Annotated in this window: 28 protein-coding genes; 13 read left to right on the top strand and 15 right to left on the bottom strand. The window is 62.3% G+C overall.

The features are described from left to right. Positions 1–77 precede the first annotated feature (77 nt). Entirely contained in the window at positions 78–1337 is a 1260-nt protein-coding gene (locus LB556_RS00290; protein ID WP_224562057.1) for an N-acetylmuramoyl-L-alanine amidase, read from the bottom strand. Positions 1338–1991: 654 nt separating this feature from the next. Here LB556_RS00290 and LB556_RS00285 point away from each other — a divergent pair. After that, positions 1992–4940: a ribonuclease E/G gene (locus LB556_RS00285; protein ID WP_224562055.1), complete on the top strand. Its 2949-nt coding sequence runs from the start codon at positions 1992–1994 to the stop codon at positions 4938–4940. Positions 4941–5033: 93 nt separating this feature from the next. Here LB556_RS00285 and LB556_RS00280 read toward each other — a convergent pair whose 3' ends face one another. Next, positions 5034–5963: a glutaminase gene (locus LB556_RS00280; protein ID WP_224562053.1), complete on the bottom strand. Its 930-nt coding sequence runs from the start codon at positions 5961–5963 to the stop codon at positions 5034–5036. A 4-nt stretch (positions 5964–5967) separates the two neighbouring features. Then, positions 5968–7116 carry a pyridoxal phosphate-dependent aminotransferase gene (locus tag LB556_RS00275; RefSeq protein WP_224562052.1) on the bottom strand — a complete coding sequence of 383 codons (1149 nt, stop codon included), beginning with the start codon at positions 7114–7116 and terminating at the stop codon, positions 5968–5970. 147 nt (positions 7117–7263) lie between these two features. On the opposite strand from LB556_RS00275, the gene LB556_RS00270 reads away from it, so the two are divergent. The 6 genes from LB556_RS00270 to aat all read left to right on the top strand — a co-directional run bounded on the left by LB556_RS00270 (position 7264) and on the right by aat (position 12615). Further along, positions 7264–8658 (top strand): M48 family metalloprotease, encoded by a 1395-nt coding sequence (locus LB556_RS00270; protein WP_224562050.1) that lies wholly within the window; start codon positions 7264–7266, stop codon positions 8656–8658. 69 nt (positions 8659–8727) lie between these two features. After that, positions 8728–9549, top strand: coding sequence for a DsbA family protein (locus LB556_RS00265; RefSeq protein WP_224562048.1), 822 nt, complete (start codon positions 8728–8730; stop codon positions 9547–9549). Between the two features lie 145 nt (positions 9550–9694). Then, the gene (gene aroQ, locus LB556_RS00260; protein WP_224562046.1) at positions 9695–10129 is read left to right on the top strand and encodes a type II 3-dehydroquinate dehydratase; all 435 of its coding nucleotides are present in this window, start codon (positions 9695–9697) and stop codon (positions 10127–10129) included. Between the two features lie 26 nt (positions 10130–10155). Next, entirely contained in the window at positions 10156–10617 is a 462-nt protein-coding gene (gene accB / locus LB556_RS00255) for an acetyl-CoA carboxylase biotin carboxyl carrier protein (RefSeq protein WP_224562044.1), read from the top strand. 10 nt (positions 10618–10627) lie between these two features. After that, the gene (accC, locus tag LB556_RS00250) at positions 10628–11971 is read left to right on the top strand and encodes an acetyl-CoA carboxylase biotin carboxylase subunit (RefSeq protein WP_224562041.1); all 1344 of its coding nucleotides are present in this window, start codon (positions 10628–10630) and stop codon (positions 11969–11971) included. 26 nt (positions 11972–11997) lie between these two features. After that, positions 11998–12615: a leucyl/phenylalanyl-tRNA--protein transferase gene (aat, locus tag LB556_RS00245; protein ID WP_224562039.1), complete on the top strand. Its 618-nt coding sequence runs from the start codon at positions 11998–12000 to the stop codon at positions 12613–12615. Between the two features lie 8 nt (positions 12616–12623). Here the strand turns inward: aat and LB556_RS00240 are convergent, their stop codons facing one another. The 3 genes from LB556_RS00240 to LB556_RS00230 form a co-directional block, all read right to left on the bottom strand. Then, positions 12624–13007, bottom strand: coding sequence for a hypothetical protein (locus tag LB556_RS00240; RefSeq protein ID WP_224562037.1), 384 nt, complete (start codon positions 13005–13007; stop codon positions 12624–12626). Positions 13008–13082: 75 nt separating this feature from the next. Then, positions 13083–13685, bottom strand: a complete 603-nt coding sequence (locus LB556_RS00235) for a DUF2155 domain-containing protein (RefSeq protein ID WP_224562035.1) — start codon at positions 13683–13685, stop codon at positions 13083–13085. Positions 13686–13841: 156 nt separating this feature from the next. Continuing rightward, on the bottom strand, positions 13842–14240 hold the full coding sequence (locus LB556_RS00230; RefSeq protein WP_224562033.1) for an NADH:ubiquinone oxidoreductase subunit NDUFA12: 399 nt from the start codon (positions 14238–14240) through the stop codon (positions 13842–13844). Between the two features lie 224 nt (positions 14241–14464). On the opposite strand from LB556_RS00230, the gene panB reads away from it, so the two are divergent. Further along, the gene (gene panB, locus LB556_RS00225; RefSeq protein WP_224562031.1) at positions 14465–15310 is read left to right on the top strand and encodes a 3-methyl-2-oxobutanoate hydroxymethyltransferase; all 846 of its coding nucleotides are present in this window, start codon (positions 14465–14467) and stop codon (positions 15308–15310) included. Further along, a complete protein-coding gene (panC, locus tag LB556_RS00220) occupies positions 15307–16152 on the top strand; it encodes a pantoate--beta-alanine ligase (RefSeq protein WP_224562030.1) in 846 nt (281 codons plus the stop codon). The genes panB and panC overlap by 4 nt, the downstream gene beginning before the upstream one ends. 158 nt (positions 16153–16310) lie before the next feature. Here panC and LB556_RS00215 read toward each other — a convergent pair whose 3' ends face one another. The 5 genes from LB556_RS00215 to LB556_RS00195 form a co-directional block, all read right to left on the bottom strand. After that, the gene (locus tag LB556_RS00215) at positions 16311–17009 is read right to left on the bottom strand and encodes an AIM24 family protein (protein ID WP_224562028.1); all 699 of its coding nucleotides are present in this window, start codon (positions 17007–17009) and stop codon (positions 16311–16313) included. Positions 17010–17159: 150 nt separating this feature from the next. Next, positions 17160–17654 carry a GNAT family N-acetyltransferase gene (locus LB556_RS00210; RefSeq protein ID WP_224562026.1) on the bottom strand — a complete coding sequence of 165 codons (495 nt, stop codon included), beginning with the start codon at positions 17652–17654 and terminating at the stop codon, positions 17160–17162. Positions 17655–17658: 4 nt separating this feature from the next. After that, entirely contained in the window at positions 17659–19158 is a 1500-nt protein-coding gene (gatB, locus tag LB556_RS00205) for an Asp-tRNA(Asn)/Glu-tRNA(Gln) amidotransferase subunit GatB (protein ID WP_224562023.1), read from the bottom strand. A gap of 170 nt (positions 19159–19328) precedes the next feature. Further along, positions 19329–19760 carry a CBS domain-containing protein gene (locus tag LB556_RS00200; protein ID WP_149904984.1) on the bottom strand — a complete coding sequence of 144 codons (432 nt, stop codon included), beginning with the start codon at positions 19758–19760 and terminating at the stop codon, positions 19329–19331. Positions 19761–19847: 87 nt separating this feature from the next. Beyond that, complete coding sequence (locus LB556_RS00195; protein WP_224562021.1) at positions 19848–20603, bottom strand: rhomboid family intramembrane serine protease; 756 nt, start codon at positions 20601–20603, stop codon at positions 19848–19850. A gap of 418 nt (positions 20604–21021) precedes the next feature. On the opposite strand from LB556_RS00195, the gene LB556_RS00190 reads away from it, so the two are divergent. The 3 genes from LB556_RS00190 (at position 21022) to LB556_RS00180 (ending at position 23238) form a co-directional block, all read left to right on the top strand. Further along, positions 21022–21657 (top strand): PAS domain-containing protein, encoded by a 636-nt coding sequence (locus LB556_RS00190; RefSeq protein WP_224562020.1) that lies wholly within the window; start codon positions 21022–21024, stop codon positions 21655–21657. 114 nt (positions 21658–21771) lie between these two features. Then, positions 21772–22389, top strand: coding sequence for a PilZ domain-containing protein (locus tag LB556_RS00185; RefSeq protein WP_224562018.1), 618 nt, complete (start codon positions 21772–21774; stop codon positions 22387–22389). Positions 22390–22629: 240 nt separating this feature from the next. Next, positions 22630–23238: a transglutaminase-like cysteine peptidase gene (locus LB556_RS00180; RefSeq protein WP_224562016.1), complete on the top strand. Its 609-nt coding sequence runs from the start codon at positions 22630–22632 to the stop codon at positions 23236–23238. 115 nt (positions 23239–23353) lie between these two features. Here LB556_RS00180 and LB556_RS00175 read toward each other — a convergent pair whose 3' ends face one another. Further along, positions 23354–23881 (bottom strand): gamma carbonic anhydrase family protein, encoded by a 528-nt coding sequence (locus LB556_RS00175; RefSeq protein WP_224562014.1) that lies wholly within the window; start codon positions 23879–23881, stop codon positions 23354–23356. Between the two features lie 19 nt (positions 23882–23900). Continuing rightward, positions 23901–24227 carry a DUF6949 family protein gene (locus LB556_RS00170; protein ID WP_263485062.1) on the bottom strand — a complete coding sequence of 109 codons (327 nt, stop codon included), beginning with the start codon at positions 24225–24227 and terminating at the stop codon, positions 23901–23903. Between the two features lie 132 nt (positions 24228–24359). On the opposite strand from LB556_RS00170, the gene LB556_RS00165 reads away from it, so the two are divergent. Further along, positions 24360–25091 carry a hypothetical protein gene (locus LB556_RS00165; protein ID WP_224562011.1) on the top strand — a complete coding sequence of 244 codons (732 nt, stop codon included), beginning with the start codon at positions 24360–24362 and terminating at the stop codon, positions 25089–25091. Between the two features lie 49 nt (positions 25092–25140). On the opposite strand, the gene LB556_RS00160 is transcribed toward LB556_RS00165, so the two are convergent. Together LB556_RS00160 and cysE are read right to left on the bottom strand one after the other, a co-directional pair. Continuing rightward, on the bottom strand, positions 25141–25344 hold the full coding sequence (locus tag LB556_RS00160; RefSeq protein WP_006200852.1) for a DUF3126 family protein: 204 nt from the start codon (positions 25342–25344) through the stop codon (positions 25141–25143). Positions 25345–25490: 146 nt separating this feature from the next. After that, the gene (gene cysE, locus LB556_RS00155) at positions 25491–26339 is read right to left on the bottom strand and encodes a serine O-acetyltransferase (protein WP_224562010.1); all 849 of its coding nucleotides are present in this window, start codon (positions 26337–26339) and stop codon (positions 25491–25493) included. Positions 26340–26389 lie beyond the last annotated feature (50 nt).

Below are 26389 nucleotides of genomic sequence, written 5' to 3'. Positions count from 1 at the left end.
GCTGCGAGCCGGAAATAAAAGCACCGGGTGTTGTCATCCCGCAACGACGCCTCCGGTTGCGGGTGCCGCGAAGCATGTCAACCTCCGGTTCTGGCCCCGGCGTGCGCGGAAGCAAACAATGCGACGGCGTTGGTGATGCTTTGCGCTGCCTTGCCGCGCCATTCGGCGTCGAGCAACTGTGCCTCGTCCTTGGCGTTGGAGAGATAGCCGAGCTCGACCAGCACGGACGGAACGTCCGGGGCCTTCAACACCCTGAACCCGGCCGAACGCTGCGGATTGTTGATAAGCCCGACACTGGTCGAGAGCTGACCGACCAATGTGTGGGCAAAACTCATCGAGAAGGTGTGCGTCTCACGGCGAATCAGGTCGATGAGGATATCGGTCACCTCCTTGTTGTCGTCCTTGATGACCATGCCAGCGAACTGGTCGGACAGGTTTTCTCGGTCGGCAAGCGCCTGTGCTTCCGGGTCGGACGCCTTGTCGGAAACCGTATAGACAGTGGCGCCGCGGATGCCCTTGACGCTGATCGTGTCGGCATGGATCGAAATCAGCAGATCGGCCTCATGCTGGCGGGCAATGCGGACGCGGTCGTCGAGGCGCAGATATTCATCGGTATCACGGGTCATGAAGACATCGTATTTGCCGATGGCCGCGAGCTTGTCGCGCAGCTCCGTGGCAAAGGCCAGAGTAATGTTCTTCTCGATGGTGCCGTGCAGGCCCTCGGCGCCGCCGTCTATGCCGCCATGGCCGGGATCGATGACGACCGTGAAGCGGTGGCCCGGATTGGAGACAGGTCCCGTGCCGACCCGGCCGCCCTTGTCGGTCGAAACCGTGGAACCGGTGGTCAGCGCCTGATTGGCGAGAGCGGCGTCAAACTCGCGTTCGGACGCCGCCGACATGTCGATGGCAATGCGGTAGCCGGTTCCGTCCTCGTTCTTGAGCACATCGAGCTTGTCGACAGCGAACGGTCCCTTGCCGGTCAGGATCACTCGCGAGACGCCCTCGCCAATTTCGCCGAGCCGCACGCCCTTGACCAGGCCGCGCGGCTTCAAATCCTTGGCATCGACGGCAAATCGGGTGTTCGGCAGATCAATGACAAGGCGGTTGGGGCCGCGCAACAGGAACCATTTGATGTCAGGCTCGCGATCGAAATCCATGACGATGCGCATCTTGGTGGCATCGCCGGCCATCTTGTAGCCCTTGGCGACGAGCGGTGCGTCGGCGGCATTGGCAGGGGAAAAGAACTGGGAAACCGCAACCAGCATCAGCAGACAGAACGCACGGAAAAGCCGTCCGCCAACAAGACATCCCTTGTCTGTGAAGTCCGCCAGTCCCATCTCTCTTCCAGTCGCTCCCGGTTTGGCGCCAGGCGCCGGCTCGTGTCGTCGAAAATGCCGATCAGGCCGCGAACTCGATTAACGATTGGTATCCAGAGAAGGTTAACCAAGCCTTTTCACGCAAGGATCGGACCCCAGGCTTACGCTACGGAACCGCTTTTTGCCGGCATCGGAAATCGGGGTTGCCTTCCACCCCGCCAAATCATAAAAGCGATGGTGGATCACTGCAATCCTGGAACCGCCCTCCTCCGCAGCTTCCTGCTACAGGGTCAGATGAAAGGCGGCTCCTTTCGCTTCACGCGAAAAGGCTTCAAGTGATTGCGACGAATTTCGCAGGTGTGCTCCCGTGGCGGGGGAATCGCCTGCGTGAGGAAAACGGCCGGGATTGTTCCCGCGCCGGCTCTGTATGAGCAAACAAGCTGGTCCGGTTTCCGGGCTTTGGTTCAAAAGTTCTGCTGGTGACGATGGCTTCAAGCGCAATCATGGAAAGGTCCGCATCAAACCGCGCCAATATGGCTGCGGGCGGCACCGCCATGACACGCAGGCACCGTCCGGCGGACAGTCAATTATCCGGCACCCACTCTCATCCAGACACACAGCAGCGGGCCTTGGCTCGCCAGCTGCGGCTGACGGCTGCCGGGGGGAAACGAAATAATGCCCAACAAAATGCTGATAGACGCCTCCCATCCGGAGGAAACGCGCGTTGTCGTCGTACGCGGTAACCGTATCGAAGAATTCGACTTTGAATCACAGGACAAGAAGCAGCTCAAAGGAAACATCTACCTCGCCCGCGTAACGCGCGTCGAACCCTCCCTTCAGGCAGCCTTTGTCGAATATGGCGGCAACCGTCACGGTTTTCTCGCCTTCAGTGAAATACATCCCGACTACTACCAGATCCCTGTCGCCGATCGTCAGGCACTGCTGCGCGCGGAAGCGCAGGAGGCCGAGGACGAGGAGAACGAGGACGGCGACGGCGACGACCGCCAAAGCCGGGATCGTGGACGGCGCGGTCGCCGGCGCGGCGGCAAGACCCGCGACCGTGGTGAAAGCAGGCGCGATGCCGGCTCGGCCGACTCCGGCGAGGCAACCGAAGCCGCCGGCGAGGCGGACGAAGACAACGACAATGGCACGGGTGCCATAGCCGAGGACATGTCTGACGTTTCTATGACCACGGAACACGCGTCGGAAGCTCCGGAACATGGCGGTGCATCCGAAGACGACGAGGGCTCTTCCGACCATGACGAAAGCGAGGCCGGCGACGGCGGCCCCAAATCAATCGCCGCCTCCGTCGAAGCCGATGTAATTTCCGAACCTGTCCCGCAAGCGGAACAGGGCAGCGAAGCCACCTCCGCCGACAATGACCGCGGTATGCTGGAAGAAGTTTCCTCGTCCCATCCCGACGACCATGAGATCGAATCGGTCGGCGCCGAGGATGCACTAGAGGAAGTGCGCAACCGCCGCAAGCCGGTGCGCCGCCAATACAAGATCCAGGAAGTGATCAAGCGCCGGCAGATCCTGCTGGTGCAGGTCGTCAAGGAAGAGCGCGGCAACAAGGGCGCGGCGCTCACCACCTATCTGTCGCTAGCCGGCCGCTATTCGGTGTTGATGCCGAATACGGCGCGCGGCGGCGGTATTTCGCGCAAGATTACCAGCGCGGTCGACCGCAAGCGCCTCAAGGAGGTCGTCGCCGACCTCGAAGTGCCGCAAGGCATGGGGGTCATCCTGCGGACCGCGGGCGAGAGCCGCACCAAGGCCGAGATCAAGCGTGATTACGAATATCTGATGCGGCTGTGGGAGAACGTGCGCAATCTCACGCTCCAATCCACCGCCCCTGCCCTGGTCTATGAGGAAGGCAGCCTGATCAAGCGTTCGGTGCGCGACCTCTACAACAAGGACATCGACGAGATTCTTGTCTCAGGCGAGGAAGGCTATCGCGAGGCCAAGGACTTCATGCGCATGCTGATGCCGAGCCACGCCAAGGTGGTTCAGCCATTCCGCGATACGACGCCGATCTTCGTGCGCAACGGCATCGAGGCGCAGCTCGACCGCATGCTGCAGCCGCAAGTGACGCTCAAGAGCGGCGGCTACATCATCATCAACCAGACCGAAGCGCTGGTCGCCATCGACGTCAATTCGGGGCGCTCCACCAAGGAGCACTCGATCGAGGACACCGCGCTCCACACCAATCTGGAAGCTGCGGAAGAAGTCGCCCGCCAGCTCCGGCTGCGCGACCTTGCCGGCCTGATCGTCATCGACTTCATCGACATGGAGGAGAACCGCAACAACCGCTCCGTCGAGAAGCGGCTGAAGGATCACCTCAAGAACGACCGTGCCCGCATTCAGGTCGGCCGCATTTCGCATTTCGGCCTGATGGAGATGTCGCGTCAACGCATCCGCGCCAGCGTGCTGGAATCGACCATGAAGCCGTGCCCGCATTGCGGCGGCACCGGCCATGTGCGCTCCGACTCGTCGGTGGCGCTGATGGTGGTGCGGGCGATCGAGGAATTCCTGCTCAAGGATTCGCGAAGCCACATCACGGTGCGCACGCCGGCAGCGACCGCGCTCTACGTGCTCAACCACAAGCGCGGCACGCTGGTGGAACTGGAAAGCCGCTTCGGCCTGACCATCACCATCGAGGCCGACGATACGGTCGGCGCACAGCATTATGCGATCTTCCGTGGCGCGCTGGCCGAAAAGCCGGAAGGTTTCGTCGAGGCGCGCAGCCTGCCGGCCTATGTCGAGCCGGAAGAGCCGGAGGACGAAATTGTCGTCGAGGCGGAAGACGAAGCGCCGGCTCAGGCCGAACAACCGCGTCATCCCCAACAGGGTCAACCGCAGCGGACAGCCGAGGATGGCGAAGGCCGTGACCGCAAACGCCGGAAGCGCCGCAGGCGGCGCGGCGGCAAGGATCGCGACCGCGAGCACGGCGCTCCAACCGACGGCGCTTCTGTCTCCACGTCCGATGACGGCTTCTCCGCATCGGAAGGCGCGGCGGACCAGGACGAAGCCGACACAGACGACGAGGCCGGGGTGGCCGCAACCGAGACTGTGGTCGAAACGGCGGAAGCATCCGACGATGGCCAGGGCAAGAAGCGCCGTCGTGGCAAGCGCGGCGGCAAGCGCAACCGTCGCGAAGATGGCGAAGGCGAGACGACTGACGCGGAAGCCGGCGAGACGACCGAGCCTGCCGAGGCTGACGCTTCCCTGAGCGAGCCTGTGTCGATCGAGCCGGTGGCTGCCGCTGCCGCCGAGGAGCCAGCGGCTACCGTGAGCGACGAGGTGCCAAGCACCGAGAAGCCCAAGAAGCCACGCCGCGCGGCCAAGCCGAAGAAGGCAGCAGCCGAAGCGATCGCCGAAACGACGGTTGCCGAAACGGCCGCTGAGGCTCCGGTCGCCGTTGCCCAGGAGACAGTTGCCCAGGAAACAGGGGGGGCGGCCGTCGAGAAAGAGACTTCGAAGGCCCGGCCGTCACGCCGCAAGGCGGCAGCCGCCGACGCACCTGTCGTGCCGGTGGTTTCCTCGACCGTCGCCGATGAACCGGAGGCCAAGACCGAGGAAAAGCCGAAGCGCGCCGGCTGGTGGCAGCGGAAAGGCTTTTTCTAAGCTTTTCAAATTCCTGCATTGATTTTCTGACAGAAAAATCCCGCGCCGATCGAACGAACGGCGCGGGATTTTCATATCCGGCAGGTGGTGATGCTACGGCGCGAAGATCGACCAGTTCATCATCCTGGCCAGCTTTTCCAACGCGATCGAACCCAGCTTGGAATTGCCGTTGGCGTTGAGCCCGGGCGACCAGACGGCGAGTGAGGCGACACCCGGCACGATGCCCAATATGCCGCCGCCGACGCCACTCTTGCCGGGAATGCCGACGCGGAAGGCGAAATCGCCGGAGCCGTCATAATGGCCGCAGGTCAGCATCATGGCGCCGATGCGCCGCGCCCGCTCCGCCGACACCACGGAATGTCCGGTTGCCGGGTTCTTGCCGCTATTGGCAAGGAAGCGGCCGGCCATGGCCAGTTGCCGGCAGCTCATGGCGATGGCGCAATGGTGGAAATAGACGCCCAGCGCCAGTTCCGGCGCATGATTGAGATTGCCGAAGGATTTCATGTAATTGGCGAGCGCGAAGTTGCGGTAGCCGGTGGCGCGTTCGGAAGCCGCGACCTCGCGGTCGATGATGATTGTGTCGTCGTCACAGAGGAACTGGATGAAGCGCAGGATCTCGCCGATCGCCTCGCGCGGCTGATGGCCGGCAAGCAGGATGTCGGAAATGACGATGGCGCCGGCATTGATGAACGGGTTGCGGGGAATCCCGTTCTCATGCTCGAGCTGGACGATCGAGTTGAACGGGTTGCCGGAGGGCTCGCGCCCTACCCGCTTCCACAGCGCGTCGCCGACATTGCCGAGCGCCAGCGTAAGCGTGAACACCTTCGAGATGCTCTGGATCGAAAACGCCTGGTCGGCATCGCCAGCCACCAGCATGCGGCCGTCATTGGTGACCGCAGCAATGCCGAACTTCTTCGGGTCGACCTTGCCAAGTTGGGGAATATAGGTCGCGACATCGCCGCGATCGCTGCGCTCAGCCATTTCCGCCGCGACTTCCGCCAGCGCCTGTTCGAGCTCCGGCATGGCGCTACCTCAGCCAGCGTTCGATGCGCGCCATCGCCTCGACCATGTCGTCGTGGCTGCCGGCATAGGAAAACCGCATCGTGCGGTGCCCCGCTTTGGTGTCGAAGTCGCGGCCGGGCGTCGCCGCCACATGCGCCTCGGCTAGCATCCTGCGGGCAAAAGCCATGCTGTCATTGCTGTGCCGGGTGACATCGCAAAAGGCGTAGAAGGCGCCATCCATGGGCGCCGCCAGGGGAAACCCCAGCTCGGGCAGGCGCTTCATCAGAAGCTCGCGATTCCAGGCGTAGCGCCGCTTCACCGCCTCCAGTTCCTCGGTTGCGGCAAAGGCCTCGATCGCCGCGATCTGCGACAGTTCCGGCGGCGAGATGTAGAGGCTCTGGGCGATGCGCTCTATGGGCCGCACCAACTCTTCCGGCAACACCATCCAGCCGATGCGCCAGCCGGTCATGCAATAGTACTTCGAGAAGGAATTGATCACTGTCACACTGTTGCCAAAGGCGAGTGTCGTGGTGTCTGGGGCGCCATAGGCCAGCCGATGATAGATCTCATCGGAAATGACGGCGATGCCGAGGGATTCCGCCGTGGCGACCAGAGTCGCCAGTTCGCCGGCCGGTATGACGGCTCCGGTCGGGTTGGCCGGACTTGCAAACAGCACGCCCTTCAGCGGCTTGTCGCGATGCGCGGCCTCCAGATGGCCGGCATGCAGGTAAGCCGCGTCGCCAAGCTCGATTTCGACCACCTCGATGCCGAGCGCCGCCATGATGTTGCGATAAGCGGGATAGCCGGGCGCGGCGATGGCGACGCGGTCGCCCGGATCGAACATCGCCAGGAAAGCGAGATTGAAGGCCGCCGACGACCCGGTGGTCACCGCGATCCGGCCGGGGTCGACATCAAGGCCATAATGATCCGCGTAATGCCCGGCGATCGCTTTGCGCAGCGAGGCCAGACCCAAGGTATCGGTATAGCCTATGCGTCCGTCCTCCAGCGCCTTGGCCGCGGCGGCGCGAACCCGTACAGGCGCTGGATCGGATGGTTGGCCGACTGCCATGGAAATCACCGGTATGCCCAGCGCCTTCAGCCGGTTCGCTTCGGCCAGAACGTCCATGGCGTGGAACGGCTCGACATTACCGCGATGGGAGAGCGAAACGGCCATTTTTGCCCCTGTTGCGAGGATTGAGCGCGCCAGGTCCTGACGCATGCGCCGCACAAATGCCCGATTGATGTGAGGATCACAAGTTGAGGAAGTTTTTCAGGCGCCGACTTTTCATCTTTCGCCCGCTCGTCTACCAGTGGACACATTATGTTGAGCCGACCCAGATCCACGATTGCCCAGGCAGCGCGTGTTTTCGCGACGATATCGCTTGCCGCCGCGGTTGCCGTGGCCGGTTCGGTGACCGCCTTCGCCCAGGGCGTGCCGGTGGTGCGCGACGCCGAGATCGAAGCTCTGGTGCGCGATTATGCGCGGCCGATCTTCAGGGCGGCCGGGCTGGCAAATGACGGCATCGACATCGTGCTGGTCAATGATTCCAGCTTCAACGCCTTCGTCATCGGGCGCCGTATGTTCATCAACACCGGCGCGCTGATGACGGCTGAAACACCCAACGAGATCATCGGCGTCATCGCACACGAGGCCGGTCATATCGCTGGCGGTCATCAGCAGAAACTGCGCGACCAGCTCGAACGCGCCAAGACGATGGCCATCATCGCCACCTTGCTTGGCGCGGGCGCCATCGTTGCCGGTGCGACCACCAACAGCCGCGGCCTTGCCGGCGCCGGCATGGGCGTGGCGGCCGGCGGCGGCGAGATGGCGCAGCGCAGCATTCTCGCCTATCAGCGGACCGAGGAAATCACGGCCGATCGCTCGGCCATCACCTATCTCAATGCCACCGGCCAGTCCGGCATGGGCATGCTGAAGACCTTCAACCGCTTCCAGTCGGCACTGTCGCTGTCGGGTGCGCACGTCGATCCCTATCGGATCAGCCACCCCATGCCGCGGGACCGCATCGCCAACCTCGAAGTGCTGGTCAAGCAGAGCCCCAATGTCGACAAGCTCGACCCGCCGACGCTGCAGCAGCGCCATGACATGATGCGGGTGAAGATTGCCGTCTACATGGAAGGCCAGGCCACCGCTGCGCGGCTGATGCAGAAGATGCGGGGCAGCATGGCGGCGCAATATGGCGATGCCCAGTCGACCTATCTCCACGGCAGCATCCCGGCAGCGCTCACCAAGACCGACGCCCTGATCAAGGCGCAACCCCAGAATGCCTACTTCCAGGAGCTGCGCGGCGATATATTGATGAAAGCGAACAGGCCCAAGGATGCGGCCGACGCCTACACCAAGGCGGTCAGCCTCGATCCGGCACGGTCCGGCTTGCTGCCTATCTCGCTTGGCCAGGCGCTGATGGCGGTCGGCACGCCCGACTCGCTTAGGAAAGCCGTCGTGCAGATCAACGATGGCCTGGGGCGAGACAAGGAAAATTCCACCGGGTATCGTTACCTGGCGCAGGCTTACGGCGAGCTGGGGGACATACCGGGCGCCGAGCTCGCCACCGCCGAAGGCCATTTCTACTCCGCCAACTACAAGGATGCGAAGATCTTCGCCATGCGGGCGCAACAGCGGATGAAGCGCGGCGAGCCGCGCTGGGTCCGCGCCCAGGACATCATAAACTACAAATCGTCAGGCAAGAGCCAGTGAGCTCATGAACCCTCCGGCCATGTGCTGCGACAAAGCCAGACCGGAAAACAGGCAAAAGGAACGAGAACGATGAAAAAGGCGCTGCTGCTAGGCACCACGGGGGTTGCGGTCGCCCTTGCCATGCTGACTTTCGGTTTCGTGGCCGGCAGTCCGCAGGTTGCGAAGGCCGGAACAGCACAGGCCGTCCAGACGGCTCAGCCTGCCCAGACGGCCGTGGCCGGTACCAAAATCGACCGCACTGAGGTCGAGGGAATCATCCGCGACTATCTCCTGAAGAATCCGGAAGTGCTGCTCGAAGTGCAGGACGCACTCGAGGCCAAGCAAAAGGAAGAGCAACGTATCGCCCATCTCGGCGTCATCAAGGACGCCAAGGACCAGATCTTCAATTCCGCCTTCGACGGCGTCGTCGGCAATCCGAACGGCAAGGTGACGATTGTCGAGTTCTACGACTACAATTGCGGCTTCTGCAAACGCGCCATCGAAGACATGCGGGCCCTGACCAAGTCCGACCCGGACCTGCGTTTCGTGCTCAAGGAATTCCCGATCCTCGGTCCGGATTCGCAGAAGGCCAGCGTCGTTTCGATGGCGTTCCACCTGATGATGCCGGAGAAATATGGCGAGTTCCACAATGCGCTGCTCGGCGGCCAGGGGCGCGCCACCGAGGCAACCGCGATCAAGATCGCACTTTCGCTCGGCGCCGACGAGGCGACGCTGCGCGAGAAGATGAAGGACCCGTCGATCCCCGAGGCCTTCTCCAAGACCTACGATCTTGCCAACAAGCTGCAGATCACCGGAACCCCTTCCTACGTCGTCGGCAATGAAGTCGTGTTCGGGGCGCTCGGGCAGGAAGTGCTTGCCGAAAAGATCGAGGCGGTGAAAGCCGCGCTTTGACCGGAGAGCGGTTTTCTTCACCGGCGCATTTCGGCCTGTTGTGGACAGTGAAAGAACGCACTTGCGCTCTTTCCGCAGGCGACTATGCCCGGTATAGAGGCCCAGCGCGCCGGCGTGATGCCGGCGCCGGAAAAGGTCGGCTTTTTTGAAAACGGTTTTCGTCCTGAACGGTCCCAATCTCAACGCGCTCGGCAAGCGCGAGCCGGGCATCTATGGCGGCATAACGCTCGCCGCCATCGCCGACGACTGCAAGCAGGCAGGCAAATCGCTTGGGCTCGAGATCGACTTCCGCCAGTCGAACCATGAAGGCGACCTTGTCGACTGGATCCAGGAAGCCGGAGACAAGGCCGCCGGCATCGTCATCAACCCGGGCGCCTACAGCCATACCTCTATTGCCATCCACGACGCCATCCGCTCGATCGCGCCGCTGCCGGTGGCCGAAGTTCACCTTTCCAACATTCACGCGCGGGAACCGTTCCGCCACGTCTCCATGGTCGCGCCGGTCGCCGTCGGCATGATCTGTGGCTTTGGGCCGCTCGGCTACACGCTGGCGCTGCAGGCGCTGGCCGCACGCCTATGACCGGTCAACAAACAGAAGGCTCGAAAATGTCGATAAAGAAGACCGGTGTTGACCAGCAACTGATCCGCGATCTGGCGGGCATACTGAACGACACCAACCTGACCGAGATCGAGGTTGAACTCGGCGACCTGAAGGTGCGGGTCTCGCGGCAGGCGCCCACCGTCCATGCCATCGCCGCACCGCAACCGGCCTATGCGCCGGCCGCGGCCGCCCAATCCGCAGCCGTGGCTGCCCCGGCGGCGGTCGACGTGTCCAAGAACGCCGTCCCTTCGCCGATGGTCGGCACCGCTTACCTGGCGCCGTCGCCGGACGCCAAGCCGTTCATCGAGGTCGGCCAGAAGGTCAAGGAAGGACAGACGCTCCTGATCATCGAAGCGATGAAGACCATGAACCAGATCCCCTCGCCGCGCGCCGGCACGGTGACGGCGATCCTGTTCGAGGACGCGACGCCGGTCGAATACGGCATGCCGCTCGTCGTGATCGAATAGAGCGGGCCGGATGTTCCAGAAGATCCTCATCGCCAATCGCGGCGAAATCGCGCTTCGGGTGCTGCGTGCCTGCAAGGAACTCGGCATCCAGACGGTGGTGGTGCATTCGACCGCCGACGCCGACGCCATGCATGTGCGGCTTGCCGACGAAAGCGTCTGCATCGGACCACCGCCGTCGCGCGACAGCTATCTCAACATTCACCAGATCGTCGCCGCCTGTGAGATCACGGGCGCCGACGCCGTGCATCCGGGCTATGGCTTCCTGTCGGAGAACGCCAAGTTCGCCGATATCCTTGCTGCGCACAACATCACGTTCATCGGTCCGTCCGGCGACCATATCCGCATCATGGGCGACAAGATCGAGGCCAAGCGGACGGCGAAACGCCTCGGCATTCCGGTGGTGCCCGGTTCCGACGGGGCGGTGACCGAGGAAAAAGAAGCCAAGCGGATCGCCGCCGAGATCGGCTATCCCGTCATCATCAAGGCGTCTGCCGGCGGCGGCGGACGCGGCATGAAGGTGGCGCATACCGAGGCCGATCTCGAAATCGCCCTGCAGACGGCGCGCTCTGAAGCGGGCGCGGCTTTCGGCGACGACGCGGTCTACATCGAGAAATACCTGGAGAAACCGCGCCACATCGAGGTGCAGGTGTTCGGCGACGGCTTTGGAGGCGGCGTGCATTTCGGCGAGCGCGACTGCTCGCTGCAGCGGCGCCACCAGAAAGTCTGGGAAGAGGCCAACTCGCCGGCGCTCAACGCCGAGGAACGGTCGCGCATCGGCGGCATCTGTGCCAAGGCAATTGCCGATCTCGGCTATTCAGGCGCCGGGACGATCGAGTTCCTGTACGAGAATGGCGAGTTCTATTTCATCGAGATGAACACTCGCCTCCAGGTCGAGCATCCGGTGACGGAAGCGATCACCGGCATCGACCTGGTTCACGAGCAGATCCGCGTCGCTTCCGGCGGCGGTCTTTCGGTCAGGCAGGAAGACATCAAGTTCACTGGCCATGCCATCGAATGCCGCATCAATGCCGAGGATCCGCGCACCTTCACCCCCTCGCCCGGCACGATCACCCATTTCCACACGCCCGGCGGCCTCGGCATCCGCGTCGATTCCGGTGTCTATTCCGGCTACAAGATCCCGCCCTACTATGACAGCCTGATCGGCAAGCTGATCGTGCATGGACGCAACCGCGTCGAGTGCATGATGCGGCTGCGCCGGGCGCTCGACGAATTCGTCGTCGACGGGATCAAGACGACGTTGCCGCTGTTTCGCGATCTCGTCGGCAATGCCGACATCGCCAATGGCGACTACGATATCCACTGGCTGGAAAAATATCTGGCCAAGGGCGAATAGCACTAACTTGGCGCTATAATGACGCGATGACCCGTCCCTACGCGCCAGGCTATCGCATTCCCACCGATCTTCTGCTCAAGGCATATGCCTCGGGCGTCTTCCCGATGGCCGAAAGTGCTGGTGACCCGGAGGTCTTCTGGGTGCGGCCGGAGACGCGCGGCATCATTCCGCTCGACGGCTTTCACACGCCCAAAAGCCTGAAGAAGACGATCCGCCGAAACCTGTTCGACATCCGTTTCGATTTCGATTTCGAGGCGACGATCGACGGCTGCGCCGAAAGGCGCGAAGAGCGCCGCTCGACCTGGATCAACGCGCCTATCCGCGAGGCCTATGTGCAACTGCACCGGATGGGACACTGCCATTCGGTCGAGGCTTGGCGCGAGGGGCGTCTGGTCGGCGGCCTCTATGGGGTCTCGCTCGGGAGAGTATTTTTCGGGGAAAGCATGTTTTCCAAAGAGACGGACGCGTCGAAGATCTGCCTCGTGCACCTTGTCGAGCGCCTGAGGGCACGTGGCTTCGCCCTCCTCGATACGCAGTTCACCACCGAGCACCTCAAGCGTTTCGGCGCGGTCGACGTGCCGCGTGGCAAGTATGAAAAGATGCTGGCCGACGCGCTGAAGGGTGAAGCGGTCTTTTTTCCGTAGAAAACACCCTACTTGGCGGCGGCCTCGATCGGCGTCTGCGCATGGAACATCATCTTCCAGCCGTTGACGCGATGGACATAGCCGGTGCTGACCAGCGCCGCGTAGGGTTCGCCATTCTCCCGAGTTGCGTGCGCCTCATAGGTGAGCATGACAATGTCGCTTCCGGGCTCGATTATTCCCTTGAGCTCGATGTCGAGGTCGCGCCATCGGTTGGGATTGGTCGCGGTCTTGGCCAGATCGGCGTTGTCCATCGCCTGTGCCATCTGCGGAAACGCCACCAGGCACTCGGTATCGGCATTGGCCGCATAGTACGCCTCATCGCCCGTCCAGAACCCCTTTTCGAGTTCCAGCAATTCCGCCTTGTTGGCCGTAAGTCGCTTGCTGTCTGACATCGGAATATCCTCCACGCGCACCGATGCGCGGTCGTTCGTGGTCCAACGTGTGGTGGCCGCGACGGTTCCGGAGGATCAGTTGGTCGTGGTCGTATCCGGTTCCGCGGGGTCGGACTGTTCCACGTCCGGAGTGGCCGCGGGCTTCGGCTTGGCCGAAGCGGGCTTGGCCTTGGCCGCGGCAGGCTTCGAAGTATCGGCGTCGGTCGTATCGGCCTTGGTGGCATCGGGCGCCGGCACATCCGACTTCTGCTTGCAGTCCTTCAGCCAGACGTCATAGACCGCGTGCTCGACGGCATTGAGACCAGGACTTTCGGCGAACATCCAACCGGTGAAGATGCGGCGGATCTTGCGGTCGAGCGTGATCTCATCGACCTCGACGAAGGAATCGGTCTTCGGCTGTTCGTTCTGCGGCCGGGAATAGCAGACGCGTGGCGTCACCTGCAGGGCGCCAAACTGCACCGTCTCGTCGATATAGACATCGAAAGTGATGATGCGGCCGGTAATCTTGTCGATGCCGGCGAACTCGGCGACCGGGTTGCTGATGCGATCCGATCCCGCGGCCGCCGGCGCAACCGGCGGGGCGGCGGGTGCGGGCGAAGCCGCGAAGGTCGCGGCGCTGACGGCGAGGCTGGCGGCTAGCGTCAGACCGCCCGTCGATATCAGGTTGAAAAAGCTCATGCAGGGGTACCGGTGGTTCGCGCCCAGGTGATTCCGTCGATCGCCAAGGCTAGTCGCCGTTTTTTGATCAGCAAGCAGCTAAACACCAATTGTGGCGATAAAGGACCGGCCCACAACTTGCCCTCGGAAACCTCGGCCCGTCAGGAACTCGGGCCGTTACGAGCCAGGCGTCCAGGCATCGTAGTCGCCCGTGACCTGCGGGCGATGTTGGTTGGTCAGCACCGAGCCTTTCGGACGATAGGCCGAGGGCGTGCCTGTCAGATTGGGCAGGTGCGGCTTCTGCCAGTCGCGCGGACGGTAGTCATCGCTGGGGGGAGCGACGTCGACACGGTGATGAATCCAGCCGTGCCAACCCGGCGGAATAGCCGAAGCTTCCGCATAGTTGCGATAGATGACCCAGCGGCGCGTACGGCCTTCCGAATCGATGCCGCCTTCGTAGTAGACATTGCCTGTCTCGTCCTGGCCGACCCTCTTGCCGTACCGCCAGGTGTGCAGACGCGTTCCCAGCGTCTGGCTGTTCCACCAGGTGAAAAACTGCGTCAGGAAAGTCTTCATCTCAGAACCCTCGCGCTGGCGGCGCCTGTTTCCTGCTTATGGCGTCAGGCCTTCGGGAAGGCAAGGGTTTTGCCACGTGGAGTGCGCAAATGGCGCGCGGCACCTGACAAAAGCCGTGATGCCGTCGACGCGGATGGCACGGTTGCCAAGTGGTTGCAGTCTTTCTAAAGCTCTGCCCGTGACCATATGGATATCAGGCCAGCCTTTGGCCGAGGAGGTGACGATTGGCCACGAAATTGCCGACCACCGGCATCCGCCTCGGTGCCGATACCATTCTCCGCCGGAAGGGCGCTCTTCCGATCGTCTGCCTCACGGCCTACACTTACCCGATCGCCCGTCTGCTCGATCCCCATGTCGACCTGCTGCTGGTCGGGGACAGCGTCGCCATGGTCCTGCATGGCCATGAGACGACGCTGGGGGCTTCGCTGGACATGATGATCGCGCACGGCCAAGCCGTGATGCGGGGCTCGGCCAAAGCCTGCGTCGTCGTCGACATGCCAGCCGGCACCTATGAAGACTCGGCCGAGCAGGCCGTGGCCTCGGCGCGGCGCATCGTCGGCGAGACCGGCTGCCAGGCGGTGAAACTCGAGGGAGGCGTCGACATGGCGGCTCAGATCGCGGCGATCGTGGCCGCCGATATCCCGGTCATGGGCCATATAGGCCTGCAGCCGCAATCGGTGGAAAAGGATGGTGGCTACAAGATCAAGGGCCGCACGGACGAGAATGTGGCGGCGCTGATCGCCGACGCGCTCGCGGTCGAGAAGGCCGGCGCGTTCTCGGTGGTCATCGAAGGTACGATCGAGCCGGTTGCCGCCGATATCACCCGCCGCCTCGCCATCCCGACGATCGGTATCGGTGCCAGCAGCGATTGCGACGGTCAGATTCTGGTCATCGACGACATGGTTGGGCTGACCGTCGACCGCGTGCCGAAATTCGTCAAGCAATACGCCGATCTGCGCAGCGTGATCGCGCATGCCGCCGAGCGCTACGCATCGGAGGTTCGGAACCGCGAATTCCCCGGCCGTGCCCACGTCTTCTCAAAAACAAATGGCGGGGATGAAGAAGCATGAACCGGCCCGACGTGGTCAACAACGTTGCCGCGCTTCGCGCGCGCATCCGCGACTGGCGGCGCGATGGGCTGCGCGTCGCCCTGGTGCCGACCATGGGCGCATTGCATGACGGACATCTTTCGCTGGTCAAGATCGCGCTCGAAAGAGCCGATCGATGCGTGGTGTCGATCTTCGTCAATCCGACACAATTCGCGCCGAGCGAGGATCTCGACAAGTACCCGCGCCAACTCATCCGCGACCTCGATATGCTGGCGACGGCCAAGGCCGATCTCGCCTTCACGCCCGATGCCAGCGAGATGTATCCGGCCGGCTTTGCCACGAAAATCTCAGTCGGCGGACCGTCAGCCGGGCTCGAATCGGACTTTCGCCCCACCTTTTTCGACGGCGTCGCCACTGTGGTGGCCAAGCTTCTCCTGCAAGCCGCGCCCGACATAGCCATCTTTGGCGAAAAGGACTATCAGCAGCTTTGCGTCGTCAGGCAGCTTTGCCGTGACGTCGATATGCCCGTCGAAATCATCGGCGGCCCGACCATACGCGACGCGGATGGCCTCGCCATGTCGTCACGCAACGCCTATCTCGATGAAGCCGAACTCCAGATCGCCCGCCAGTTCAACCTTATCCTGCGCAAGGCGGCAACGGCCCTGGCGGCCGGCGCAGGTCAAGAGGAAACGGTCGCCCAAGCAAGCCGCGCCCTGATCGCGGCCGGCTTCCAGAAAGTGGATTATGTCGAGGCCCGCGAAAGCCTGACACTCAAGCCATGGCGGCACGCCCGAGCGGGTCGCGTTCTCGCCGCCGCCTGGCTGGGAAAGACCAGGCTGATCGACAATGTGGAAATTCCCTGATCGGCGTTCGCACTCCCCGTCGCGCTGTGCCGGCTCGCCGGTGCTGGCGTCGAAAGGCAAGCGCCGTCCAGGCATAGTCTTGCGCCCGACGTAATAATTCACTGCGGCATCATCAGGTTACACGCCACCCTCACCCGTCCCGCTTGTAGCTCCCCGACCTACTCCTCGGTCGGCATATGCAGGTACATCGACTGGATGCCGACCCTGCCCGGGCCGGTGAAGCGGTTGACGATGAAATTCATGTTCGCACCGAAGAAGCCGCTCGACAGCCGGTCTATCTTGGTTTCCATCCTGACCGAGGCATCCTTGAACAGCCAGCCGCCGGGTTCGATGTCTATGGTTTCGCCCGGAGTGAGCGTCTTTTCAAAAACATTGCCGTAGCCGTGGAGCCAGACGATGCCGTCGCCGGCATCGCCGCGGAACCGATCGATGAAGAAGCCGCTCTGGCCGAACAGCATCGTCGCAAGGCCGCGTACTCGCTCGAACGTGTAGTCGACATTGCCGGTGGCGGCGAGAAACTGGTGCTCGCGCACCTGGATCTCCTCACCTCGCCGCAGGTGAATCGGCACGATATGACCCGGCCCGTCGCGGCTGAAGGCGACGATGCCCGCTCCCGACGCCTCGGTGACGAAGATCTGCATGCCGGCCATCATGCGCTTCAGCGCCCCTTTGAGCGATTTCAGGCCGATGGTGATGGTGGAATTCTTCCACAACAGGATGTGGTGCTCGAAATAGACAGGCATCCGCGTCACGTCGACGGAAAGCACAGGCACCAGTTCGCCCGCTATGTGATAGGTGACGCCACCAAAGGTTTCGTCCGACACCTGCGTCGGCATCAGTTCCGGCAGACTTGGCATGATTTCCCCCAAGCCGTCCTGCGCATGTCGGTTTATTCCGGCTTCGCGCGGGTTGGCTCAAGCAGCTTTGGTGCCCGACATCAGGGCCGTCAAACGAAAACAGACCCCTTGCCGCGCGCTCGCGCGAAGGTGATCACCCTGCCATGATGCTCAGGCAGAAAGTGCCCGTTCATAGATCAGCGCCGGGATGGCCGAGCCGGCGGAGCCGCAATTTTCGGTGCGACCGGCCTGGACGAAGCCATTGGCCTGATAGAAGGCAACGGCGCGCGTGTTCCTCTCTTCCACTTCAAGTCGAATGCAGTGGGCTTCGGGAAAACTCTCGATGATTTCGTCCAGGAGCATGCCGCCAATGCCTCGGCCCTGCAGCGCCGGAAGCACATAGAGCTGCCTGAGCATGACCACGCCGCCGCTATCGAGGGTTTCGGCAAACGCCATGCCGCCGATGCGCTTGCCGTCATCGGCAACGAGGAACTCGCTGTTCGGCTTGATCAGCCTGGCCTTCAATGAAGCAACGGAATGCCATTCATTGGCAATTTCGGTGACCCGCCCGTCACCGTAGATCGCATCATAGGTGTCATGCCAGGTTTCGACCAGCAATGCCTGGACGGCTGCGAGATCGCGATCCCCGGCGGTGCGGACGAACATGACGCTACTCGATACCGAGCTTGGCCTTGACGAGATCGTTGACGGCCTGCGGATTGGCCTTGCCGCCGGTCGCTTTCATCACCTGACCGACGAACCAGCCGGCCATGGTCGGCTTGGCGCGTGCCTGCTCGACCTTGTCGGGATTGGCCGCGATCACCTCGTCGACCGCCTTCTCGATGGCTCCAGTGTCGGTTACCTGCTTCATGCCACGGCTCTCGACCAGCTGGCGTGGGTCGCCGCCCTCGTTCCAGACGATCTCGAACAGGTCCTTGGCGATCTTGCCGGAGATGGTGCCTTCCTTGATCAGGTCGATGACCGCACCGAGCTGGTCGGGCGAAACCGGAGCCGATTCAATGTCCTTGCCGGCCTTGTTGAGAGCGCCCAGCAGGTCGTTGATGACCCAGTTGGCGGCGAGCTTGCCGTCGCGCCCGGCCGCCACCTTCTCGAAATAATCGGCGATCGGCTTTTCCGACACCAGGATCGCCGCGTCGTAGGTCGAGAGGCCGAGCGAGGAGATCAGCCGCATCTTCTTGTCGTCAGGAAGTTCGGGCAATTCCCTGGCCAGCGCATCGACATAGGCCTGGTCGAATTCCAGCGGCAGAAGATCGGGATCGGGGAAATAGCGATAGTCGTGCGCCTCTTCCTTCGAACGCATCGAGCGCGTCTCGCCCTTGACGGCATCGAACAGCCGCGTTTCCTGGTCGATCTTGCCGCCATCCTCGATGATGGCGATCTGCCGGCGCGCCTCGTAGTCGATGGCCTGACCGATGAAGCGGATCGAATTCATGTTCTTGATTTCGCAGCGGGTGCCGAATTCGCCACCTGGCCGGCGTACCGAGACATTGACATCGGCGCGCAGCGAGCCTTCATCCATGTTGCCGTCGCAGGTGCCGAGATAGCGCACGATGGTACGCAGCTTGGTCACATAGGCCTTGGCCTCATCGCCGGAGCGCAGATCGGGTTTCGACACGATCTCCATCAGCGCCACGCCGGAGCGGTTGAGGTCGACATAGGACATGGTCGGGTGCTGGTCATGGATCGACTTGCCGGCATCCTGCTCCAAATGCAGGCGCTCGATGCCGACCTCGATGTCCTCGAACTCGCCCTGGCGATCGGGACCGACCGAAACGATGACCGTACCCTCACCGACGATCGGCTGTTTGAACTGCGAGATCTGGTAGCCCTGCGGCAGGTCCGGATAGAAATAGTTTTTCCGGTCGAAGACCGACTTGTGGTTGATCGCCGCCTTCAACCCGAGACCGGTGCGGATCGCCTGCTTGACGCATTCCTCGTTGATGACCGGAAGCATGCCGGGCATTGCCGCATCGACAAGGCTGACATTGGCATTGGGCGCTGCCCCGAATGCAGTTGAGGCGCCGGAGAAGAGTTTTGCCTCCGATATCACTTGCGCATGCACTTCAAGCCCGATGATGATCTCCCAGTCGCCGGTGGCGCCTGATATCAGGCGTTTGGCGTCGGGCGTGCGGGTATCGATGATGCTCATGGTGGCCTGCGAATTACGGTGACTCTTACGAGAGTTTCACGCTCGGGACGTGACTTTCGCGTCCGGCGTGAAAGTCATTGGCTAGTGCAAACCGCCAAAAGAGACAAGCGCAAAGCCATCGACCGACAACAGGCAGCCTGGAACCGCCGGCCGGCGGTTCCAGGCACCACTCAGGCGGTGGCGATGTAGGCTCGGATCTCCTCTGCCTCGCGCTCGACGTCCTCGATGCGGCGCTTGACCACGTCGCCGATGGACACGATGCCATCCAGCAGGCCGTCCTTTTCCACCGGCAGATGGCGGAAACGACCCCTGGTCATGATCTCCATCACCTCGTTGACGGTGTGGTTCTCATTGCAGATCTTCACCTTCGGCGTCATGGCCGAACGCACGGGGATATCGAGCGCGGCGCCGCCTTCCCTGGCGACAACGCGCACGATGTCGCGCTCCGACAGGATACCGACGATCTTGCGATCACCATTGGTGATGACCAGCGCGCCGATCCTGTGCTCGGCGAGGATACGGATGGCTTCGCTCAGTTTTTCGTTCGGCCCGAGCGTCAACACGTCATGGCCTTTTTGCTCGAGAATGGCCTTAACCGTCATGGCGTCCTCCTCTACTTTGCCAACCGGTTCCTGCCCTGACCGGCTTTCACATAAGAGTGAACATGGTGCGCCGTGATCGGTTGCATTTCAAGTCCGGTCGGACGTCTCCCATTCAGGTGCTCGCCATCCCCTGTCGAACCAGCGCAGGCCGAAGAAACCCGCGATAAAGCCGCCAATATGAGCCTCCCAGGCGATCTGGCCGTCCACGCCCGGCGCGAAACCGAGAAGGCCGGTGGCGAGATTGATGATCATCCACATGGCCAGGAAAATGACGACGCCTCGCGAGCGCAGCACGACCGCGACCGGCAGCACCGGACCGGCGAAGGCAGCCTTGCCGGCCGAGCGATCGGTGTGGAAGCCAAAACGCGCCGCCGCACCCATCATGCCCGATATCGCGCCCGATGCGCCGACCAGCGGCGCCTCCCCGTACGGATGCATCGCCCAGAAGAGCGTCACCGAAGCCAGTCCGGTGGCGGCAAAGAACAACGCGAACCGGATTGTGCCGAGACGATTGGCCAGCGGCGACCCAAAGGCGGCGAGCCAGACCATGTTGATGGCGATGTGGGCAAAGCCGCCATGCATGAAGGCATAGGTGAAAGGCCGAGTGAAAAGAAACCAGTCGAATCCGTATTTGCCGGTATAGAGGACCGGAATGAAAGCACCGTCGTAGAGCAACGTCATCCGCTGGGCATCGTCCAGCACATATTGCTGCAGCAGATAGACGACCGCGCAGATGCCGATCACCGCCAGCACGATCGGTGGCAGATTGAACACCGGCTCACGCGCCGGCGGCGGCATGGTCTCAGCGGTTTCGGGTTCGTACGGATTTTGCGGTTCGCTCATCTGAAATCGCACTCGATGCCGGTTCGTTCTGGGCTGGTTCGGTCTGGCGAGCATCTAGATCACCGCCGATGGAACCGCAAACGGCGAATCGTCCCGCTCCGAATCACAGACGCGAATCAAAAAAGAAGCCGTCCAAGGTTTCCCTTGGACGGCCGGTCGAGCCCCTTGCTCCCCTAAAACTCTTGACTGAAGTGCTGCCGATCGTCGCGAAACGACCGCTTCTGGAGTGGTTTTGGTGTGCCATACGGCTCGCCGGCATGCAATGTAAACCAGTTGTTAACCTTAACGACCCCGACCCGTGAACAAGTGTTAACGACGCTGGCACGCTTCCTGCTCCCCAACGCATGTAGGTCATCGGAGGGCGCCCTTCTGTTCACCGATGGGACATCAGACGACAGAATGCGCGGAGCTTATTAGCATGAACCAAAACGGATCGATCACGCTGTTCCACTATTGGAACCGCCTGCGTGACGGACGCCCTGCTCCGAAGCGATCGGAAGTCGAGCCGGCCGATATCAAGTCACTGCTGGCCGATACGTTCATCCTGGAAAGGGACACGCGTGGGCAGGCTGTATTTCGTCTGGCCGGCACCAGGCTATGCGCCTGTTACGGCCGCGAACTCAAAGGGTTCTCCTTCCCCTCACTGTGGCGCGAAAAGGACCAGCGGCTGGTTTCGCGCCTGATCCATGGGGTTTTCGACCAGAAATCGGTCGTGCTGATCAATTTCGAGGGCTTTAGCCGCAACGGCCGCTCCAACAAGTTCGAATTGCTCGCCTTGCCGCTCGACGGCGGCATTGAAAATCCGCGCTGCCTTGGCGTGATCGGCGCCGCGGAGAAGCCGTTCTGGCTGGGCGCGGATCCGATCACGGACGCCTTGATCGATTCCATCCGCGTCATCGACCCGGAGAAAGAGCTGCTGAACAACCGCCCGGCGATCGGCGTTCCCTCGCTCGTGCCCGACGAGATCGAGGCGCCGGATACGATCTCGGCACTGGGCCGCGCGCGCCGCATCCGCCATCTCGTCGTCTTCGACGGCGGGCGTGAAGATAGTTGATGATCGCACAGTCCGGCAGGCTCGTTTTTCCCCTTTGTTAACCTGCTTTGTTGTACTTCTGTGATGAAGTTCCTCGCATTGACGCGCGGGATGCCAAACGGGGTGTAGGCAGTCATGAGTTCAGCGACGGTCGACTACGCGCCGTCCCAAGCTGAGAGGCGTAACTTTCAGCGCGTCCGGGTCAAGATATACGGACGATTCATGCTGGAGGACCGCACCGAGCACCCCTGCCAGGTCATGGACATGTCGCCCGGCAACGTGGCGCTCCGCACCGACCGTGTCGGCATGCCCGGTGAGAAGGTCATCGCCTATATCGATCATATAGGCCGCATCGAAGGCGTCTTGACACGGACGCTGCCGGACGGCTTCGCAATGACGGTGATCGCGTCCGACCGCAAGAAGGACAAGCTCGCGGCGCAACTGACATGGCTCGCCAACAAGCACGAGCTCGACCTGCCGGAAGACCGCCGCCACGAGCGCGTCTCGCCACGCAACCCGACCAGCGTGCTGCAACTCGCCGACGGCCGTCAGTACCAGTGCCGGATCATCGATCTATCACTGTCCGGCGCCGCGATCGAGATCGACGTCAAGCCGGCGATCGGCGTCCAGGTCATGCTCGGCACGATGCGCGGCCAGATCGTCCGGCATTTCGAAGACGGCGTCGCCATCGAATTCGCCGTCATCCAGCGCCCCGAAACGCTCGATTCCGAATTCAACACGCCGCGCGCCTGATCAGGCGCAAAGCCAACCCTTCAAGCCGGCCCTCGCGGCCGGCTTTTTGATTCCAGGGCTTACCTGGGGCCGCGGCGCCGAACTTGCCCAAAGCCCCTCTGACACTCCAAACAACTCAATACTCAAATGATTCAAATTTTATATTTATTCTATAGGCGTTTTACTTAATGTCTACTTCGGGCTTTTGCGCCACATAAATCCACATGTGGCAATGTCTCCCTCGAACGGGGAGACTGAATAATGAAAAGAACGCGGGGCAAGCTGTTGCTGATGGCAATAGCGATGCAGCTTTCCGGTTGGGGATCAGCATATGCCGCGGGTCCGGCCTATATGCATACCGGCGGACGCACCACACAGCCTGTTGGCCACTATGAGTTCTGCCAACGCATCCCGGGCGAATGCGACGAAAAGACCCCCAGGGGAGCGCCAATCGACCTGACCCGCAAGCTCTGGGCGACGATCATCAGCATCAACAATTCGGTCAACACGCGCGTTAAGCCTCGCACCGACATGGAAAACTACGGTGTCGAGGAGTACTGGGCGTACCCGGACAATGGCTTTGGCGATTGCGAGGACTACGCGCTGGAAAAGCGCCGCGAACTGATGGATGCGGGCGTGCCGGCCGGGGACCTCTTGATGACGGTTGCACGCCAGCCGAACGGCGACGGCCATGCGGTGCTGACCGTGCGCACCAGCCTCGGCGAGTTCATTCTCGACAATTTGGAAACCAAGGTGCTGTCCTGGACGGACACCGACTACACCTATCTCAAGCGTCAATCGACGGAGAATTCCGGCGTTTGGGTTACGATCAATGACGGCCGTTCCGATGCGGTCGCCAGCGTCCGCTAGGGCGTAACGAGAAACCCGGTCGAGTCCCCACCCTCCCCGTCCCCAACGACCGGGTCAAAGGAGCCGGCCCCGTCCCCGGGCCGGCTCCGCCATTTCTGGCGGGTACCGATTGGTTTTATAGTTTCTTCAATCCCGCCTTGAAGCGCTTGCCATTGGCGACGTAGTGCGCGGCCGAGCCGCGCAACCTTTCGACCGCCGCGTCGTCGAGCACCCTGATCGCCTTGGCCGGCGAGCCGACGATCAGCGAATTGTCTGGAAATTCCTTGCCTTCGGTGACCAGAGCGCCGGCGCCGACGAGCGAATTCTTGCCGATCCTGGCGCCGTTCAGCACAATGGCGCCCATGCCGATCAGGCTGTTGTCACCAATCGTGCAGCCATGAAGCATGGCGCGATGGCCGATCGTACAGCCCTGTCCGATGGTCAGCGGAAAGCCGGGATCGGTGTGCATGACAGAATGTTCCTGGACATTGGTATCGGCGCCGATGACGACGGGCTCGTTGTCGCCCCTTATGACGACGCCGAACCAGAAGCCGGCATTGCGGCCGACCCTGACGTCGCCGATCAATGTGGCATCCGGCGCGATCCAGTTGGAGTCCGCGTCGGCGAAGCTGGGCTCCGTTCCATCGATCGCATAAAGCGGCATTGTCGGTCTCCGAATCGTCTCAGGCTGGAAACCCTAGGAGACGGACCACCCAGGAAGCAATGGCAAGCACGACGATGCCCAGCGCGAGGGACCAGGCAATCGCGGTGCAGCCGCATGACAGGAGCGCCACCGTCGAAATGCGGTTCTGGCGCCGCGCATCAAGGGCATCGTTGACCAGCATGTACGGCCCGGCGCCGGCAGTGACAGCCAGCGAGCGCAAGACATTCGAGGGCGACACATACGGCTCGGCGAAAGCGACCTTGCGACCCCATACCAACTCCATTGTCGAGCCAGTCAGCCCGCAAACCGTCAGACCGACGACAAAAGCGAACAGCAAGAGTTCCATCTGGGCCACATTAACTCTCCATTTACCATGAAATCGCACAGTCGTTTCAGGACGGCAGCAAGAGCCGTGCCGTGCGACGTGTGCCGTCGAGGGACACCTGGATGGCGGACGGGCGGCGGGACGAGGACCGAGATGAAGCAGGCAGCGATCGCCGACGGCCCGGAACTCACCGTGGTCGATTCCATGCTGATGAGGCGGGTGTTCTACGCGTTCGCGGCACTTGCCTTGCTCTCGATAGCCATCAGCCTTGGTGGCAAATGGTTCGGCCGTTCGATTGCCATGGCCGGATACACCGACGACGCGACCGTGCGTGAGGTGGTGATCGGCAACAATGTCATCGCCGTGCCGGCCAATTTCATCCGGTTCGAGCAGGCGCGGCGCAACGGCATCGCCTCGCGCCTCGACCTTTACCTGCGCTATCCCCAGATGGACGGCTACAGCGAGGCGGCGCGCGATGATTTCAACCATGCCGGGGCTAACAGGAACATCATCTTCCTGTCCTTCGAGCAGCAGATGATGTCGCGGGACATGAGCGGCCGGTTCGGGCCGATCTACAGCGCGCTGATCGTCCAGCCCGGCATTCCGGGCCCCGGCGGCACGACGGTCTACGGATTCAATGACAAATCAGGCTACCTGAACGAGGTGCTGGTCGTCGGCAAGCGCGGAGGCAAGGACCCCTTCGTGGCCCGCTGCCTCAGCGGGCCGAGCGGCGGCGAATCGCTGGCTCCTTGCGAGCGGGACATCCATGTCGGGGATGATCTCAGCCTTACCTATCGCTTTCCCAGGGAATTCCTTGGCGACTGGCAGACGCTCGACGCGGCGATCACGGCAGAGGCGAGGCTAATCCTCAAGACCGGACGTTGACAGGCCAAGGCCGGCCGCGCTCGACGCGGCCGGCCTTGGCATTGCGGGCTCAGGCCAGGTCGATGTCCAGGATCGCCATCGAGAAATTATAGTCGCCGTCATCCTCATCCTTGAAGACGATACCGAGGAATTCGTCACCGACATAGACTTCGGCCGAATCTTCCTTGCGTGGCCGTGCCTTGACTTCAAGCTTGGGGTTCTGGAAGACGCGCTTGAAATAGGCGTCCAGCTTTCTGATTTCGTCCGGCTTCAACAGTCTTCTCCGATCATCGGGCTTGCTCGTTTGAACGGCGCTTCTGGCACGTCGACAATGGCGATGTAAAGGCAAGCCGGTCTTATTGCACCGGAAGCAGCAGCGCCGCCGGGCAAATCGCAACATGCCGTGGCACTGCCGGCAAATCAGATATCGAAACTGACCACGTGGTCCATCTTCTGCGACGGCAGAAGCTGGTCCATCTGGCGCGAGGGCTGGTCGCAACCGGTCTCACCAACCACGCGGGCCGGCACGCCGGCGACCGTCTTGTTGTGCGGCACGGGTGACAGCACCACCGATCCGGCGGCGATCTTGGAGCAATGGCCGACTTCGATGTTGCCGAGAATCTTGGCGCCGGCGCCAATCAGCACGCCACGGCGGATCTTGGGATGGCGGTCGCCGCCGGCCTTGCCGGTGCCGCCCAGCGTCACGCCGTGCAGGATCGACACGTCGTCCTCGATGACCGCCGTCTCGCCGACGACGAGGCCGGTGGCGTGGTCGATGAAGATGCCCTTGCCGATGCGAGCGGCCGGATTGATGTCGGTCTGGAAGACCGAGGACGAACGGCTCTGCAGGTAGAGCGCGAAATCCTTGCGGCCCTGGTTCCACAGCCAGTGCGCCAGCCGATGGGTCTGGATGGCGTGGAAGCCCTTGAAATAGAGCACTGGCATGATGAACCGGTCGCAGGCCGGATCCCGGTCATAATAGGCCTGGATGTCGACGCGCACCGTGGTCGGCCAGTCCTTGTCGTCGGCCAGCATCGACTTGAAGGTCTGGCGGATGAGATCGGAACCGATGTCCTGGTGGGCGAGCCGCTCCGCGATCCTGTGGATCACCGCCTCTTCCAGGCTCTCCTGGTTGAGGATCGTCGAATAGAGGAACGCGGCCAGCAGCGGGTCGCGGTTGACCGCTTCCATCGCTTCGTCGCGGATCGAACGCCAGATCGGATCGACCGGCTGCAACGCGCTGGGGCGGGAAATGCTGATGCTGTTCATCGACGTCTCGTCCTGCGTCCTGCTAGTCTGTCTGTTGTGGGCCGCACATA

Source organism: Mesorhizobium sp. ES1-4 (assembly GCF_020164745.1).
In the GTDB taxonomy this organism is placed as follows: Bacteria; Pseudomonadota; Alphaproteobacteria; order Rhizobiales; family Rhizobiaceae; genus Mesorhizobium.
Note: the sequence above shows the minus strand (reverse complement) of the source record. Positions and strands in the feature narration are given on the sequence as shown.

Excerpts from the sequence above, each read along its gene's own strand:
- LB556_RS00290 (WP_224562057.1), bottom strand. The coding sequence starts at position 1,337 with ATGGGACTGGCGGACTTCACAGACAAGGGATGTCTTGTTGGCGGACGG.
- LB556_RS00285 (WP_224562055.1), top strand. The coding sequence starts at position 1,992 with ATGCCCAACAAAATGCTGATAGACGCCTCCCATCCGGAGGAAACGCGC.
- LB556_RS00280 (WP_224562053.1), bottom strand. The coding sequence starts at position 5,963 with ATGCCGGAGCTCGAACAGGCGCTGGCGGAAGTCGCGGCGGAAATGGCT.
- LB556_RS00275 (WP_224562052.1), bottom strand. The coding sequence starts at position 7,116 with ATGGCCGTTTCGCTCTCCCATCGCGGTAATGTCGAGCCGTTCCACGCC.
- LB556_RS00270 (WP_224562050.1), top strand. The coding sequence starts at position 7,264 with ATGTTGAGCCGACCCAGATCCACGATTGCCCAGGCAGCGCGTGTTTTC.
- LB556_RS00265 (WP_224562048.1), top strand. The coding sequence starts at position 8,728 with ATGAAAAAGGCGCTGCTGCTAGGCACCACGGGGGTTGCGGTCGCCCTT.
- accB (WP_224562044.1), top strand. The coding sequence starts at position 10,156 with ATGTCGATAAAGAAGACCGGTGTTGACCAGCAACTGATCCGCGATCTG.
- accC (WP_224562041.1), top strand. The coding sequence starts at position 10,628 with ATGTTCCAGAAGATCCTCATCGCCAATCGCGGCGAAATCGCGCTTCGG.
- aat (WP_224562039.1), top strand. The coding sequence starts at position 11,998 with ATGACCCGTCCCTACGCGCCAGGCTATCGCATTCCCACCGATCTTCTG.
- LB556_RS00240 (WP_224562037.1), bottom strand. The coding sequence starts at position 13,007 with ATGTCAGACAGCAAGCGACTTACGGCCAACAAGGCGGAATTGCTGGAA.
- LB556_RS00235 (WP_224562035.1), bottom strand. The coding sequence starts at position 13,685 with ATGAGCTTTTTCAACCTGATATCGACGGGCGGTCTGACGCTAGCCGCC.
- LB556_RS00230 (WP_224562033.1), bottom strand. The coding sequence starts at position 14,240 with ATGAAGACTTTCCTGACGCAGTTTTTCACCTGGTGGAACAGCCAGACG.
- panC (WP_224562030.1), top strand. The coding sequence starts at position 15,307 with ATGAACCGGCCCGACGTGGTCAACAACGTTGCCGCGCTTCGCGCGCGC.
- LB556_RS00215 (WP_224562028.1), bottom strand. The coding sequence starts at position 17,009 with ATGCCAAGTCTGCCGGAACTGATGCCGACGCAGGTGTCGGACGAAACC.
- LB556_RS00210 (WP_224562026.1), bottom strand. The coding sequence starts at position 17,654 with ATGTTCGTCCGCACCGCCGGGGATCGCGATCTCGCAGCCGTCCAGGCA.
- gatB (WP_224562023.1), bottom strand. The coding sequence starts at position 19,158 with ATGAGCATCATCGATACCCGCACGCCCGACGCCAAACGCCTGATATCA.
- LB556_RS00200 (WP_149904984.1), bottom strand. The coding sequence starts at position 19,760 with ATGACGGTTAAGGCCATTCTCGAGCAAAAAGGCCATGACGTGTTGACG.
- LB556_RS00195 (WP_224562021.1), bottom strand. The coding sequence starts at position 20,603 with ATGAGCGAACCGCAAAATCCGTACGAACCCGAAACCGCTGAGACCATG.
- LB556_RS00190 (WP_224562020.1), top strand. The coding sequence starts at position 21,022 with ATGAACCAAAACGGATCGATCACGCTGTTCCACTATTGGAACCGCCTG.
- LB556_RS00185 (WP_224562018.1), top strand. The coding sequence starts at position 21,772 with ATGAGTTCAGCGACGGTCGACTACGCGCCGTCCCAAGCTGAGAGGCGT.
- LB556_RS00180 (WP_224562016.1), top strand. The coding sequence starts at position 22,630 with ATGAAAAGAACGCGGGGCAAGCTGTTGCTGATGGCAATAGCGATGCAG.
- LB556_RS00175 (WP_224562014.1), bottom strand. The coding sequence starts at position 23,881 with ATGCCGCTTTATGCGATCGATGGAACGGAGCCCAGCTTCGCCGACGCG.
- LB556_RS00170 (WP_263485062.1), bottom strand. The coding sequence starts at position 24,227 with ATGGAACTCTTGCTGTTCGCTTTTGTCGTCGGTCTGACGGTTTGCGGG.
- LB556_RS00165 (WP_224562011.1), top strand. The coding sequence starts at position 24,360 with ATGAAGCAGGCAGCGATCGCCGACGGCCCGGAACTCACCGTGGTCGAT.
- cysE (WP_224562010.1), bottom strand. The coding sequence starts at position 26,339 with ATGAACAGCATCAGCATTTCCCGCCCCAGCGCGTTGCAGCCGGTCGAT.